This is a genomic window from Mesorhizobium sp. WSM4850, assembly GCF_055811735.1.
The window spans coordinates 93735-108935 of sequence record NZ_JBVVPV010000011.1 but is presented as its reverse complement, the minus strand read 5'-3'; the positions used below and the strand labels follow the sequence as shown (position 1 = coordinate 108935).

Sequence of the window (15201 nt, the reverse complement as noted above, 5' to 3'; positions counted from 1 at the left end):
GGCGAAAGGAACCGAAGATGAAGATCACCGACCTCCGCTGTGCCGTCATCGGCAAGCATCCCATCGTTCGCGTCGTTACCGACGAGGGCCTCCATGGCCTGGGCGAGGTCGAGTACACCAAGCCCTATCTCAAGCCCTGGGTCCTGCATTTTCGCGAGGCGCTGATCGGCGAGGACCCGACCGACGTCGAACGGGTGATGCTGAAGATCCGCCAACGCGGTTCTTTCAAGCCCTATGGCGCGGCGGTAAGCGCTATCGAGCATGCGTTGTGGGACATTTCCGGCAAGGCCGCAGGCGTGCCGGCCTACAAACTGCTCGGCGGCAAGGTGCGCGACCAAGTGCGCGTCTACAACGGCTCGATCCGCAGGAAACGCACGGGCGACCGGCCGGAGGATTACGCCGCTGACGTCAAATGGATGATGGAGCAGCCGCAGAACTTCTTCATGATCAAGCAGGGAATCTCGTTCCACTCCAACATGAAGGACACCATTGATGGCTTCCATTACGGCGTGACGCAGAAGCAGGCCGGCTATCACGGTGCCATGGATCAAGGCATGATCAGCGAGCGCGGTTTCAATCACATGCTCGACTGCGTGATCGCGATGAAGGAAGTGCTGGGCGACAAGGTGAGCCTGGCGCTCGACTGCGGCCCGGGCTGGATGCTGCCCGACGCGATCAAATTCGCTCGCGCGGTCGAGAAGTACAATTTAATGTGGCTGGAGGACATGCTTACTGGCGACTATGTGCCGTGGGTCAATCCGCAGGCCTATCGGGAGCTGACAACCTCCACCTCGACGCCAATCCATACCGGCGAGCAGATTTACCTGCGGCACAATTTCAAGGAGCTGATCGAGACGCAGGCGGTGCGCGTCATCGGCCCCGATCCTGCCGATATTGGCGGCATTGCCGAGCTCAAATGGGTCGCCGAGCACGCCCATATGCATTCGATCCTGATGGCGCCGCACGGCACGGCGAACGGCCTGCTTGGCCTCGGCGCGTTGATCAATGTCTGCGCCACCTTGCCCGCCAACTACATCGCCTTCGAATATCCGAGCGCCTCCGACCCCTGGTGGGAGGACCTCGTAATCGGCCTGCCGTCGCAGATCGTGACGGACAGCATGGTGGATCTGCTGGAAGCGCCGGGGCTGGGCCTCGATCTCGACGCCGAAGCAGCCCGAAAGTATCTCAGGGAAGAGGATGCGGGCTTCTTCGACTGAACCATCCCTGGATGCCACTATCGGTATGGCAGACCGGGCCGGATTTTGTTTCCCTAAGGATTGCGATGATCATTCATTTGGTAGACGGCACATACGAACTGTTTCGCCACTTCTATGGCCAACGCCGGTTCAACAATGGCCAGGACAAGCCGTTTGGCGCCGTCGTCGGCGTGCTGAATACAGTGCTGGAGATGATCGAGAACGGCGCCACACATATTGGGGTGGCCACCGATCATGTAATCGAATCGTTCAGAAATCAGCTCTGGCCCGGCTACAAGACCGGGGATGGCATCGAGCCGGCATTGCTCGCGCAGTTCCACCCCCTCGAGGACGCCCTGGCGGCGATGGGAGTGGCGGTCTGGCCGATGATCGAGCTGGAAGCCGACGACGCGCTGGCATCCGCGGCACACAGCGCGGCTGCCGATGAGGGCGTGCAGAAGGTGTGCATCTGGACGCCGGACAAGGATCTCGCGCAGTGTGTGCGCGGTGATCATGTGGTCCAGGTAGACCGCAGGACCCAGAAAATTCGCGATGCCGCCGGCGTGCGCGAGAAGTTCGGAGTTGAGCCGGCCTTGATCCCAGATTTCCTCGCGCTCGTGGGTGATGCCGCCGATGGCTACCCGGGTCTCGAAGGCATAGGCCTGGTCTCGGCCGCCCGGCTGCTTGGCCGCTACGGCCCTCTTGAAAACTTTCCGCCCGAAACCCTCGGCAAGCGGAGAGAGATCGCGCTTTTGTTCAAAAATCTCGCGACGCTGCGCACCGACGCTCGCCTCTTCGATAATGTCGAGGAGCTGCGCTGGCACGGCCCGACCAAAGCGTTCGAGATGCGCGTGATCCAGCTAAATGACGCCCGGCTCCTCACCCGTGCGCTCAAGGCTTGGCGTTGCTGACTGCGGGAGGCGAGGTCTGGAAGCGGCCTCTTAAGGCCAGCCTCGAGTCCCCAATCGAATAGGGGCACTGTGCTCGCGGCAGGAGTCCGGCTGAAGAACTAAGCGTTGTTCAGCGCGAAACCAACGCTTTGCCCTACAAGAACGGGCGCATGAGATGCCGCCGACAGGACCGGTCGCCGCGTCCGACGAGCGGATCGAGATAGGCCGTCCGGTTCGCAGGCGGAAGATCGGGCCGAACGGGCGAGACGAGTTGAGGGTGATCCTGCGAACGATCCTTTGGAGCAGAGATCGCTTCGGGTCCGCAGTGCCTGATGCCCAACACGACCGCATCTCGTCGGCTCGCCGCATCCCCCGACTGGATTTCACCAGCGTCGGCCCATTGCCGAATCCAATCAGACAGTTCGGCATGATCACCGAATTAACCACATTCGAAGAAGGCGAAAGGCGGTTGGGTCTGTCACCGATCCGTCTCGCGTAACATGTTACTGTTGGAATTGGGGGCATCCGCAGCACGTCCAGCGCAAAGGCAAGGAAGAGACAGGATGCCGACCTTAAGCAATGGCAGTGAACTCATCGTATGGAACGAACCCGAGAATCCCAATCCGACCCCTGACTCGGTCCTTTTCAGCATTACGGAAACAGACGGCGACGTAATCGGACCGATAGGGGCAAAGCCGGATTTCCCTTTCGGTGGGATCGAACTAGCTTCGGTCGATGTCTTCGATGGCTTCTTCACCATCACCAGCTTCACCCACGAGGGCAGGACCGAAACCTGGACGACAGTGGAAACGCAGGTCTTCGACAACGAAGGCAATTTTCTCCGCACCGTGTCCGACCAGGCGGCCTTCCAGTCGGTCCGGATCGTCTCGATCAGCGCCGACAGCCCCGACGACCTCACGCTGACATGGATCGGGGCGAACGAATATTTCGGCGGCGAAAACACCCAATACGGTCAGCACCAGATCATCTTGAAAGGGGGCGTGCTTCAGCCCGACACCTTCGTTAATCACGCGCCCACCGTTGCCGACCTGGACTTGTCGATTTCGCAGGCGCAATCTCTCGACGACGTCAAGTTCAGCGCGACAGATGCCGACTACGATCTCTTGAACTTTATCGTCTTGGACGGGCCGGACAGTGGCACCCTGGAGCAGGAGACGAGTTTCGACGGTAACTACTACCCGTTTCACCAGGGTCATTATGGCACTACCCTGCACTATCATGCGGATTTTCTGAGCGGAAACCTGTTCGACTACACACCGGAGGCAGGGTTCATCGGCACCGACAGGTTTACGGTTTACGCTACGGACGGCCAGGGCCACAGCAATGTGGCGACGATTACGATCACAGTCACTCCGCCGGCCGAATCCATTACCCTGACCGACGCCAAAAACATCGCGAGCTACGAAAGCCATGATCATGCCGTGCTCGTCGCCGCGCTGGGCGGGGGCGACCGCATCAGCGGCACCGCGTTCAACGATACGCTCGACGGCGGTGCCGGCCACGACCAGCTGTTCGGCAGCGCGGGCGCGGACGACATCATTGGAGGCGCGGGCACCGATTGGCTGAAGGGCGGCGCTGGCGATGACGAGATCAGCGGTGGTGAGGGCGCAGACGGCGTCCGCGGTGATGCTGGCGACGACGTCCTCGACGGCGGCGCCGGCTCCGACGACATGCGAGGTGGTGCTGCCGACGACATCCTCAATGGCGGCGCCGGCCGCGACCGGCTGGCCGGCGAGGGGGGCAGGGATGTCTTCGTGTTCGACGCACTTGGGCCGGCGAACTACGACAGGATAGAAGACTTCAATGCGCTCGACGATGTGTTCTGGCTGGACAGCTCCGCATTCGTCGGACTGTCGGCCGGCTCGCTTTCCGCTGCGGTTTTCGTCGTCGGAAAGCACGCCATCGATGACAACGACCACATCATTTACGACAAGGAGACCGGCGATCTGCTGTTCGATGTGGACGGGGCAGGAGGAGCGGCGACTGTCAAGTTTGCCGCCCTGGACCCGAGCACATTCCTCACAGTGGACGAGTTCTTCGTGTTATAGGCGCGCATGGTGGGGCGCAGCTACATAGACCGGGCGTGATCGCGCCCATGCGCAGGATTTCCTCCCCGATTGCGCAGTAAGGGGCGTCAGGGCTCATCCGAGCCCTTCATGACCCGACTGGCTGGTGTCTGCAACGGTGAGGCATGATTTCGACGAACGCGGCTATCTTTTCATCCGCATTGAAAAACCTTGCATTTGACGGATGCAGTGGTGCCACGCGGCAATCCATCGTCGTAAGCCAGCCAATGCTATTGTGCTAGTTTCGCCGCACTGCGGGTGGCTATATCGTCCAAGACAGCATGAAGAAGCGTTCCGACTTCCTGTTCGGCCAGCCCGGGTGCAATTCCTGATTCGGATAATTGAACGAGAATTGACTTGGCGGTGTTGCGCCAGAAGGCGTTCGCGTCCTCCCCGTTCTTGGACTCCAGGACCAGGGCGATCCCTTCGACCAATTTCCGCCGCCGATGCAGCGGAAATGCGCTTATGTTTGAATCGCACATCGATCACCTCACCTCTTCAGTCGCGCGAATAAGCATTGGCGGGTTAGAAAATTTGGTTAACAGCGCTCTTTTTGACGGTGGTCAGCCATGGAACAAAGCGTCCGCTGGGCTCGATGGTCGGTGCCGCGAATAGCGGCTGGACGCAGCTGCATGGCGAGTTCGAGTCCCTGTTGAAGTATTACGGCCTAGGCCTGACGGCGCAGGAGTCCGGCATGAGTGCCAGCATGCGGCTCAGCTGGCGGCCGATCGACGCCTGAGGCTTACCGGATCGGCGTCTCGCCGCGAAACAGCGGGCTGGTGCGCCCGCATCAAGGCGGTAATCCGGTCGGCGACTTTTCGCACCGGCGGCGAGTGACGTTCCTCGTGATGGGTGACGATCCATTGGTCGGTTTCCAGCTCGGGGATAGGCTGAGCGACGCGAACCAGCCGCGGATCGCTGTCGCCGACGAAGCACGGAAAGATCGAAAGGCCGGCGCCGGCGGCCACAAGTTCGCGCACCGAATGGCTGTTGTTGCCGCGCACGGCGATGCGGTCGCCGTGATGGGCTTGCAGCCAGCGCGCCGAGGCAATGTTTGCCGCTTCGCCGGTGACGCCGACGAACAACCCGGCGGCGATGCCGTTGATCAGGCGGCGTCCGGAATAAATGGCGTCGGCGACCTTGCCGCTCTGACGGCCGGCCAGCCACTGCTCGGTCGGGCGCTCGCTGCGTATGCCGATGTCGGCGGCACGGCGGCCGATGTCGACACGGTCGGTGGTGGTGACGAGCTCCACCCTTATGCCGTCATCGACCGTCCAGATCTCGCCGATATGGGCGGAAACGAAGGCTGAGGTCCATGGCCCGGCCGAGACGCGGACAATGCGGTCGGGCAGGTTTCCCTCGCGCCAGCGGGTCAGCGACTGCATTGCTGCCTCGACGTCTTCGGCGCGCCGCAGCAGTTCTTCACCGATCGGGGTCAGCCGGTAGCCTGTCTGCTGGCGCACGAACAGCGGTTCGCCGATCTGCTTTTCGAGCGCGGTGACGCGTCGTCCAAGGGTGGCTGCGCTGAGGCGCGTCGTTCCCGTCGCTGCGCTCAAGCCACCCAGCCGCGCAACGTCGAGAAACAGCCTCAGATCGTTCCAGTCGATGTCCATTTTGCAGAAATGAAAAACTCCTTGCGAGCGTGGCTGTAGCGCGAAGCGGGCATCACGCGCAAGCATGCACGCATTGAAGGCGTTGGACAATCCTGCCTGGAGCGACAGTGACAAGCGCCTCTGCTGGCCAAGAAGTCAGCGCAACCCTTGCGAAACGCGCATGCGCTTCGCGCAGATGCTTTGCGCTTTCGACCAACCTAGGCGCGCGGGCTTTCTGCGCGCAAAGGAGACGATCATGTTGTATAGACTTCGACACCGTTTCGCCCGCTGGCTTGCCTATCGCCAGACGCTTGCGAGCTTGAGGCAGGCCCCAGACAGCACACTGGCCGATGCTGGCATTTCTCGCGAAGAGATCCGCGAGCATGCCCGCCACGCCAGCCTGCGTCGTTGAGGAGGCGGGGCATGCAGATGATGACGCCCCAGACGGGGCTAACCAACTTCTAACTCACAGCGATGCGCAGGCCTGTGTCATCGAAAAGATGCAGATGGCTGGTATCGAACTTCAGATCCACCGTGTCGCCAGAAGCCACCGGATATTGTCCGGCGACGACCGCAAGCATGGTCTGGCCGCCGCTTGTCCTGGTGTGGACGATTGTCTCGGAGCCGAGGGCTTCCACCAGCGCGACGCGGGCCGCAACGTCTCCGTTGCCGGAATCGGCGAGGCTGATGTGATGCGGCCGCAGCCCGAGCGTCACGTCGCCATTGGCCGCGCTGACGTTCCCGTCGATCTCGAATCCAGCTGAACCGTCCAGCGTGAGGCTTGACCGGCCAGTGCCCCCGGGCGCCACCTTTACCGGCAGGAAGTTCATACGCGGTGCACCGATGAACCCGGCGACGAACAGATTGGCCGGATGATTGTAGAGCTCGAGCGGCGTGCCAATCTGCTCGATGCGGCCGGCGCGCAGCACGACGATGCGGTCGGCAAGCGTCATCGCCTCGATCTGGTCGTGCGTGACATAGACCATCGTCGCCGACAGCCGCTCGTGCAGCGCGGCCAGTTCGGCGCGTGTCGAGATGCGCAGTTCGGCGTCGAGATTGGACAGCGGCTCGTCAAGCAGGAAAGCGGTTGGATTGCGCACGATGGCGCGGCCGATCGCGACGCGCTGGCGCTGGCCGCCGGAGAGCTGGCCGGGGCGCCGGTCGAGATATGGCGCGATTTCCAGCATCCGCGCGGCTTCGGCGATGCGCGCATCGATTTCGGCGCGCGCCATACGGGCGTTCTCCAGTCCGAAGGCCAGATTCTGGCGCACGCTCATGTGCGGGTACAGCGCGTAGGATTGGAACACCATCGCCAATCCCCTGTCGGCGGCCGGAACGGTGGTCACGTCCTTGCCGTCGATCGCGATGACGCCGCCTGTCGGCCGGTCAAGCCCGGCGATGAGCCGCAGCAGCGTGGACTTGCCGCAGCCGGAGGGGCCGACGAAGACGATCAGCTCGCCGTCAAGGATGTCGAGATTTATGTCGTGCAGCACGCCGACCTTGCCGAAAGCCCTCGATACGCCGGTGAGTGTGATCTGGCTCATGGTAGCCTCTATTTCAGACCGGAGCCGGCAATGCCGGTGGTGATGAAGCGCTGAAGGAAAATGAACACCAGCACGACCGGGATCATGGTGACGACGGTCATGGCCAGGATGTAATGCCATTGCACGTTGAGTTGGCCGGCATAGGTGTTGAGACCGACCTGCAGCGTATAGACCTCCTTGCGCGACAGGACGATCAGTGGCCAGAGGAAGTCGTTCCAGCGCCAGACGACGGAAAAGATCGCCAGCACCGCCAGCGCTGGGGCGGTCAGCGGCAGGATGATGCGCCAGTAGATCTGCCATTCCGACGCCTTGTCCATGCGCGCTGCATCGATCAGCTCGTCGGGGATCGTCAGCATGTACTGGCGCAGCATGAAGACGCCCGTGGGCGTCGCCACTGTGGGCAGGATCACGCCCCATAGCGAATTGAACAGTCCCATTGCCGAGATGACCGAATAGAGCGGCACCAGAATGACAGAGAGCGGCACCATCAGCGTCGCGACGATGAGCATCATCACAGCGGAGCGTCCCCGAAAATTGTACTTCGACAGTGCGAATGCAGCCATCGAATTCGTCAGGAGCGTAATCAGGGTGGCGACCACGGTGACGAAGACCGAGTTGCGCAGGTAGAGGAAGAAGTCGAAGGCGAGGAAAGGCTGGACATAATTGTCGAGCGCGAAGGCGATGCTGCGCTTGGGCGTACGGTTCCGGATGTTGACGCGTATGATCTCGCCCGGGCTGGCGGGATCGACCATCTGCGCGACGGTGCCGAGGCGGCGCACTTCGGCGAGCACGCGCACGCTGCCGTCGTCATTGCGCACTTCGAAGAGCTGCAGCGGCTCCTCATACCCTTCCACGATCGCTTCGGCGGTGACATAGGGCAAAACAGTCGGCGGGAACTCGGCCAGCGCCGCAGGCGTCTTGAACGACGAGTTGACCAGCCACAGCGCCGGGCCGAACATGACAAGCAGCCCGCCGATCAGCCAGAACCAGGTGAAAACGTCGGTCCAGTGCCAGCCGGCGCCGCCGCGCCGGCGGAACAGAAATTCCGCAACCCTGCTCATCGCATTTTGCCCCGCTGCTCGTTGCGCCTTGCGATGCCCAGCTGGATCAAGGTCAGCACGACCAGCACCGCTCCCATGAGGATCGAGGCCGCGGAGGCGAGCCCCGGATTGCGCAGCATCGAGGCGAAGCCGACCTCGTAGATGTACTGCGTGAGGAACAGCGTGCTGGTCCCGGGACCGCCGCCGGTCAGCACATAGACTTCATCGAATATCTGCACGGCGCGGATGAGTGTCAGCACCAGCACGACCAGGAGGTTGGGCGCCAGCAAGGGCAGCGTTATGCGCCAGAAGACGCGCATGGGCCGCGTGCCGTCCATCTCGGCGGCCTCATAGAGGTCTTTCGGAATGGCCTGAAGGCCGGCGAGAAGGATCAGCGCATAGAAGCCGACATGGGCCCAGACCGACACCATGATCGTCGCCGCGAAGGCCCAGTTGCGCTCCACCAGCCAGTTGACCGGGGTTCCGCCCCCCTCGAACACCATCAGGTTGAGCAGTCCTTGCCGCTGCAGGATCCAGCGCCAGATGAGACCGACCACGACCGGCGACAAAAGCACAGGAAAGAAGAACACGGCGCGCCAGAAACTGCGCGCACGCAACTCACGGTTGAGCACGAGTGCGGTGACAAGCGCCACGGCGACCATCATCGCCACTTGCAGCACGACGAAGGCCAGGGTGTTCCAAACCGCGATCCAGAACAGGTCCTCGGTGCAGCTCTTCGGGTCGAGATAGCTGCCGCAACTGAACAGCCGCCCATACTGATCGGCGCCGACGAAGGTGCGGTCGCCGAGGAACAGCGCCCCGCCACCGGTCATCGAATAGAGGATGTTGATGACCAGCGGAAACAGCACGAAAATGCCGAACACCAGCATGTTCGGCGCCAGGAAGAACACGGCCATGCCATTGCTGCCCGTGCGCCGTTGCAACATGCGCAGTGGCGCATCGAAAACATTCGCAAGCCAGCCGACCGGCGCCAGGATCATGGCGCCGGCGCGCGTTGCTATGCCGTTTCGGACGTCTCCCATGACACTGCCGCGACGCTACTTCGATGCCTCGGCCACCTGTGCCTTGATGTCCTCGTCGATGCGGACGAAAGCCTCGTCGAGCTTCAGCTCGCCGGCCATGACCTGACTGATGCGGGTCACCAGCGCGCCATAAACCGGAGTTCCCCATTTCCATGCCGGCAGGGCGGCGGCATTCGGCGCGATCTTGCCCGATGCCTTCAGGAAGGCTTCGAGCGACGCCTTGACGTTCTCGTCATCGGTCTTGTAATCGATCTTGCCGGCGAGAACGCCCTTGTGTGCGGGCAGGAACAGGGTGCGCTCGGTGAATTCGCGCATGATGTCCTCGCGGCCCAGGAAGTCCATCACCTTGCCGACTTCAGCGGGGTTCTTGGTGTATTTGACGGCGACCAGCGCGGCGCCGCCCGGCATGCCGGTGCAGGCGGCGGTGCCGCACGGCGAGCCCGTCGCCACCCAGTCGAAGTTCTTGCCGATCTTGCTGGCCAGGTTTGCGACCTGCCAACTGCCCGAATAATAGTAGGCAATCTGCCCATTGATGAAGTCGTCGGCCCCGGCGCGATAGGTGGTGCCCGACGCCGACACCCAGATCTCCTTGTTCATGCGGCCGTCGGCAACCCAGTTGACCAGCTTTTCGGCGAAGGCTTTCGTGCCGGCGTCGATCGGCGCCGGCAGTCGATCGCCGCCGATGTAATTGGCGCCATAAGAAATGTTCGCCGCCGAGATACGATGGCCGCTGCGGTCGATGGCAAAGGCAGCATTGAGCTGCTGGCTCTGCTGCACCTTGCCGGCGGCCTCGACCCATTCGTCCCAGGTTGCGGTGTCGGCCGGGATCGGCACGCCGGCCTGTTCGAAAAGCGTCTTGTTGACGAAGCCGCCGGTCAGCGTGATCTGGGTCATGAAGCCCGGAATGATCTTGGAACCGTCAGGGCGCATCCAGTCGAACTGGTCGCCGAAATTCGTCTGCCAGTATGCCGGATCGGCAATCACAGGCGTCAGGTCGAGCCAATGATCGGCGAGTTCCTTGATGTTGGTGACGCGGGCGATATCAGGGCCCCGTCCTGCCTCGAGTTCGACCGGAAGCTGCTCCTGAACAACCTTGTAGGCGACATTGTCGAGAATGACGTTGATGTCCGGATTGTCTTTCATGAAGCGGTTGAGCAGGTCCTGTATAACCTCGCCCTCGACGCCGTCCGAGTACCACATCACGCGAACGTCGCCTGCGAACGCGGTCGACGACAGAAGGCCCGCCGAAAGGCCCAGGATTATCGAATTCATTCTCATGGTTCACTCCTCCGCTTTTGCGGTCTTCACCGCTTGATTGTCGCTGTCCGAGCTGCTGCTTGTTGGGCTCCTTTTGATCCGATCCTCACCTGGTTGCGATCGAGTCGGCTGCGAAGAACGTGGCTTCGCCCGTGACCTGCCAGTCGGCCGGATCGATGACACGGCCCTCAGCCTCCATGCGGCCATCCGGATGAAACAGCACGTCGCCGTATTCCAGGTCATTGACATGCAGAAGGCCGTTTTTTCCGTGGCCGAGCGCGAGCTGGGAAAACTGCGCCTCGAATTCCTCCAACGACCCGTATTGCCGGCGCCGGCCCAGACGGATGATCCACGCGGCTTGATGGCCCGGCACGCGCAACTCGTTTCCAGTCATCGGCCCGCGGCCGACGAGCTCGAAGGCGCTGTCGGCCTTCAGCATCGCGAGCCCATCGCCGCCGCGCGCCGAAGCTATATGTTCCTTGACCCTCGCTTCGTCGAACGCGCTCTGTGGGAACCAGGCATGGGTAAAGTCGGGTTGCTCGGCAGCGCAGCTGAACAACACAACCGCCAGGTCGCGGTATTGATGCACGCGCGGCAGAGATCCGGAGCCGCCCCAGTAAGACGGACGGCCATAGCCCGAATGAATTGTCTCGCCCGGATGGTTGATCCATATCTGCGCGTCGGGATTGCCGCCGAGGCGCAGGTGCAGCACCGTTTCCTGATAACCCCATTCGTTCCAGCGATAGGCTGCTGCGCTTCCCATGGCGAAATCGCGGGTCTTGTAGTGGTAGAGCTTGGCGATCCGGTTCTGGCCCTGCGCGAAGCACCATTCCTGCGCGTCGTCGCCGGCCATGCAGGCGATACCGGTCAGTTCTTGCGGGACGTGGAGCCCATGGTCGCGCAGGCAGAGCGCAAGCTGCGGCAGGGCGTGGAAGCGCATGCCGTAGAAACCTTTGCCCCACAGCATGCGTGCAATGCCAGAAAGTTCCAGCGAACGGGCGGCGCGCAGCGTGTGTTCGTAGGAGCGGCCCTGTGCGCCGGTAAGCATGCCCTGCTGAGCCGAGCGGGCGACGATCTCGAGCAGGCGGTTGATCGCAGCCCCGGCGCGCCGGCGCACATCGGCGTCTGGCCCAAGCGCGTACAGGATCGTCAACCCTTTGAGATCGATCGGGAAATAAGGGGCGGAGTTGAATTCCGCCATCTCCCATGCCTCGAAATGATCAAGCCAGGCGCGCACGCGCGCAAGGCCCACGGTCGACTGCTCCGCGCCGGTGCGCCCCGAGCGGACAAAGCGGGCATCGGGCAGGAGATGGCCGCCGAGATAAGCCGCGGTGTGAAACAGAAGCGCGTGGTTTTCGGAAAAGTACCACTGCACGTCGTTGCCCGGCTCATCCATCCAATAGCGATAATTGAGGATCGCCTCGTCAATGCGGTGACGGAGATCGACCGCGATCCTGTTGCCATAGGCACGACGGCACCAGAGCAGTGGAACCAGGATGAAATCGGCGCAGTCGTGGCAATCCTCGATCGCCGGCAGTGCAGCAGCAATGATGGCGTCGGTTTCGGCGCCGCCACGGCCGGTCGCCAGCCGCGCCAGCGCCCGCACGGTATCGGCCTCTGCGAAGTTGGAGACCTGTTCCAGGGCTTCGCCGATCCTGTCGGCAAGGACGGCGGGAGCGCGGCCCTGACGCGCCGCATGACAGATCTCGACGCCGAAGACCCGCTGGGCAACAAAGCCTGAAGATGAGAGCGATACGGCAAAATGCCGGAAGTCGGCGGGAAGGTCTTCCGTGGCGGCAATCGTGATGCGTCTTGCCCCCGCTTCGATGCGGCGGCGGAAGATCACGGGCGCCTCGATCGACATGAAGTCGCCCTCGATCACAACAGCTACATCCACCGCAACCGGCAGCGCGACATCCGTCACCAGCGCCACTTCGCCGCCGGAATAAAATGGACGCTCGAAATGCATCGCGTCGAGAGCGGCTTCCATGGCCGCCGCGACGTCGCCTTTGACGGTCGTGGGCAAGACCTGTTCGGCAGTTGGGCCCCGGAGATAGTCGAGTTGGAAGAAGTAGCGTGCGTCACGCTCGGCGAGATCGTCGAACCAGATGCTGATCTCGTTGGCGCCGGCGACGAGATCGACCTCGAAATCCTGAGAAGCCTCGAGATTGCGCCCGTAGGGCGCCATCCAGCCGGCCTCTATCCCGTTGACGAACAAAACGGCGCCGCCGCAGGTGCGCAGCCGCAGCCGCGCCTGGCCGTCCGAGCCTGCATCGAGCACGGTACTTGCCCAGGTGGCGACCACGGTCGGGCGGAACCAGAAGCCCGACAGGTCGACACGGGGCGAGCCGAACGGAAGCCAAACACGGTCCGGCTCGAACACGCCCTGCGGCTCGGGCCGTTTCCCGCGGCGTTCGGCGGCAAACTCGGTTCGGCAGGGATATTCGTGCGGGATGAAATTCTTGTGCTTGGTCAGGAAGAAGAAGGGATCCATCTCCCCTTGCATCGGCTGATCCGCAACATCGTAGCGCTGCTCGGACGTCGTGCCGACGAGCCAGTAAACGACGGGGCCGCCGAGCGCGAGCGGCCGGCGCAGCGTAAGATCGTGCGTGATCGGTTCCACGGTGTTCATCGCAGCGTCTCAACGGGCACGGGCGACACGTCGTTATAGGCCTGGTTCTCGCCGGTCATACCCCAGACGAAGGCGTAGGGGCCGGTTCCGCTGCCCATATGGATCGACCAGGCCGGCGAGATGACACAGTCGCCATTGGCCACGATCAGATGGCGGGTATTGTCCGGCCGTCCCATCAGATGGATTACCCGATCTTCCGCCGCGAGATCGAAATAGAGATAGGCTTCCATGCGCCGCTCATGCAGGTGAGGGGGCATGGTGTTCCAGACGCTGCCCGCAGCGAGATCCGTGATGCCCATCAGCAACAGACAGGAAGGCGCGACTTCCGGATGAATGTACATGCGCAATGTGCGCTTGTTGGCGCGTCGCTCCTCGCCGAGTTCGAGCGGCTTCGCCTCGGATTTCGTGATCAGCCGATGCTTGATGTCTGCGCCGGCCGGAACCGAGTTCATGTAGAACCAGGCGGGGTGCGCGGCGCTGTCGCTTTCGAGCGTCACTTGCTTAGCGCCGCGCCCGACATAGAGCACATCGCGGTTGGCGAGCGCGAAGCGCTGCTGGTCGACGCTCACCGTTCCTGCGCCGCCGAGATTGGCGATGCCCATCTCGCGCGCGGTGAACAGATGAGGCGTGCCGACGTCCGCGCCATCGCCGAAACTCAGCGGCTCTCCGGTTGGGCACGCGCCGCCGACGATCATGCGGTCGACATGGGTGTAAGCGAAGGCGATACGGCCGGGCTCGAACAGCCGCTCCACCAGAAACTCGGCGCGCAGCCGCTCCGTTCCGTAGCCATCGATGTCGCCCGGACCGGCGCCGAAGAGAACGCGCATCGTCATGCCGCTGCCTCGTCAGCTTCGGCATGGATCATCCCCTCGGTGAGGCAGAGGATCGCCAGGGCCTGGCCGTAGCCGGTAGGCTGGATCGGGATGTCGCGGTAGAACTGGAGATCATGGCCCATGCGGGTGCCATAGGAAACGTTTCCGAGCACGCCGTTCTCGTCGATGCTGGCCAGCACCGCGTCGAGTGCGCGCCGGCCCGCTGGACCGCACGCCTTGGGCCCGAAGCCCAGGCGCGCAGCTTTCATGAGACCATAGCCGATGCCGGCGGTGGCCGACATCTCCTCATAGGAGGTCGGGTCATCGAGCAAAGTGTGCCATGCTCCCGATGGCGCCTGCAGGCGCAGCAGCGCTTCGATCTGCGCTTCCAGCACGCCGAGCAGATAGGCTTCGACTGGCTTGCCGACACCACCATTTTCGATCAGGTCGAGGATGCCGACCGTGATCCAGGCGTTGCCGCGGGCCCAGAGAGCGCCGGCAAAATTATGTCGGCCGGCAAATGTCCAGCCATGGAACCACAAGCCGGTTTTCGGGTCGGCGAGATAGCGCGCATGGACGAGGAACTGGCGAACAGCCTCGTCGATGCAAGCTTGCCGGCCGGCCGCGCGGCCGTGGAAAGCGAGGAACAGGCCGGCCATGAACAACGTGTCGTCCCACAATTCGTCGTCGTTGATCTTGTCTGAGACATTGTGCTGGAACCCGCCCTCGGGCGTGCGAGGCATGTCGCGAAGCAGCCTTTCGGCCCATTGGCAGAGAGGCGTTTCCCAGCGCTGGTCGCGTGTCTCGCCCCAGAGCAATGCCAGCGCCATCATCGGAGCGGTGGTGTTGATGTTCATCGGCGGCAGGCCCGCCCTTAAATGGCGCTCGTACCAATCTTCGATTGTCTTCAAGAGTTTCGGGTCGCGATTGTGCCGCCAGAGGCAAACGAGGCCGTAGAGGCCTACACCCTGCGGCCATTCCCAGGAATCGAAGCTGATGTAGTCGCCGGCCGTGCCGTCGAGGTTGGGCTCGTCGAAACGGCCGTCATGGCGCAGGCCGGTCATGCCGCGCACGAGCAGGTCGAGCTTTGAGCGCATATCTCTCATGG

The 15201-nt window shown here is 62.6% G+C and carries 13 protein-coding genes; 4 read left to right on the top strand and 9 right to left on the bottom strand.

What is annotated here, in order from left to right; all coding sequences use genetic code 11:
• Positions 1–17 precede the first annotated feature (17 nt).
• The 3 genes from AC0L2Z_RS13910 (at position 18) to AC0L2Z_RS13900 (ending at position 4155) form a co-directional block, all read left to right on the top strand.
• Positions 18–1217, top strand: a complete 1200-nt coding sequence (locus AC0L2Z_RS13910; protein WP_473628340.1) for a mandelate racemase/muconate lactonizing enzyme family protein — start codon at positions 18–20, stop codon at positions 1215–1217.
• Between the two features lie 65 nt (positions 1218–1282).
• Positions 1283–2107 (top strand): 5'-3' exonuclease, encoded by an 825-nt coding sequence (locus AC0L2Z_RS13905; protein WP_287342054.1) that lies wholly within the window; start codon positions 1283–1285, stop codon positions 2105–2107.
• Positions 2108–2586: 479 nt separating this feature from the next.
• A complete protein-coding gene (locus tag AC0L2Z_RS13900; protein WP_473628338.1) occupies positions 2587–4155 on the top strand; it encodes a calcium-binding protein in 1569 nt (522 codons plus the stop codon).
• A gap of 248 nt (positions 4156–4403) precedes the next feature.
• Here the strand turns inward: AC0L2Z_RS13900 and AC0L2Z_RS13895 are convergent, their stop codons facing one another.
• Both AC0L2Z_RS13895 and AC0L2Z_RS13890 read right to left on the bottom strand, forming a co-directional pair.
• Positions 4404–4655, bottom strand: a complete 252-nt coding sequence (locus AC0L2Z_RS13895; RefSeq protein ID WP_473628337.1) for a DUF6074 family protein — start codon at positions 4653–4655, stop codon at positions 4404–4406.
• Between the two features lie 231 nt (positions 4656–4886).
• Entirely contained in the window at positions 4887–5900 is a 1014-nt protein-coding gene (locus tag AC0L2Z_RS13890; protein WP_473628336.1) for a LysR family transcriptional regulator, read from the bottom strand.
• Positions 5901–6021: 121 nt separating this feature from the next.
• Between AC0L2Z_RS13890 and AC0L2Z_RS13885 the strand changes: the two genes are divergently transcribed.
• The gene (locus AC0L2Z_RS13885) at positions 6022–6177 is read left to right on the top strand and encodes a YjiS-like domain-containing protein (protein WP_128173374.1); all 156 of its coding nucleotides are present in this window, start codon (positions 6022–6024) and stop codon (positions 6175–6177) included.
• 49 nt (positions 6178–6226) lie between these two features.
• On the opposite strand, the gene AC0L2Z_RS13880 is transcribed toward AC0L2Z_RS13885, so the two are convergent.
• The 7 genes from AC0L2Z_RS13880 to bglB form a co-directional block, all read right to left on the bottom strand.
• Positions 6227–7309, bottom strand: a complete 1083-nt coding sequence (locus tag AC0L2Z_RS13880; RefSeq protein WP_473628334.1) for an ABC transporter ATP-binding protein — start codon at positions 7307–7309, stop codon at positions 6227–6229.
• 8 nt (positions 7310–7317) lie between these two features.
• Positions 7318–8370 carry a carbohydrate ABC transporter permease gene (locus AC0L2Z_RS13875; protein WP_128246292.1) on the bottom strand — a complete coding sequence of 351 codons (1053 nt, stop codon included), beginning with the start codon at positions 8368–8370 and terminating at the stop codon, positions 7318–7320.
• Positions 8367–9392: a carbohydrate ABC transporter permease gene (locus AC0L2Z_RS13870; RefSeq protein WP_473628333.1), complete on the bottom strand. Its 1026-nt coding sequence runs from the start codon at positions 9390–9392 to the stop codon at positions 8367–8369. Before AC0L2Z_RS13870 ends, AC0L2Z_RS13875 begins: the two co-directional genes overlap by 4 nt.
• 15 nt (positions 9393–9407) lie before the next feature.
• Positions 9408–10670 carry an ABC transporter substrate-binding protein gene (locus AC0L2Z_RS13865; RefSeq protein ID WP_473628331.1) on the bottom strand — a complete coding sequence of 421 codons (1263 nt, stop codon included), beginning with the start codon at positions 10668–10670 and terminating at the stop codon, positions 9408–9410.
• A gap of 85 nt (positions 10671–10755) precedes the next feature.
• The gene (locus tag AC0L2Z_RS13860; protein WP_473628330.1) at positions 10756–13281 is read right to left on the bottom strand and encodes a hypothetical protein; all 2526 of its coding nucleotides are present in this window, start codon (positions 13279–13281) and stop codon (positions 10756–10758) included.
• On the bottom strand, positions 13278–14114 hold the full coding sequence (gene kduI / locus AC0L2Z_RS13855; protein ID WP_027151263.1) for a 5-dehydro-4-deoxy-D-glucuronate isomerase: 837 nt from the start codon (positions 14112–14114) through the stop codon (positions 13278–13280). The genes AC0L2Z_RS13860 and kduI overlap by 4 nt, the downstream gene beginning before the upstream one ends.
• A complete protein-coding gene (gene bglB / locus AC0L2Z_RS13850; protein ID WP_031254343.1) occupies positions 14111–15199 on the bottom strand; it encodes a beta-galactosidase BglB in 1089 nt (362 codons plus the stop codon). The genes kduI and bglB overlap by 4 nt, the downstream gene beginning before the upstream one ends.
• Positions 15200–15201 lie beyond the last annotated feature (2 nt).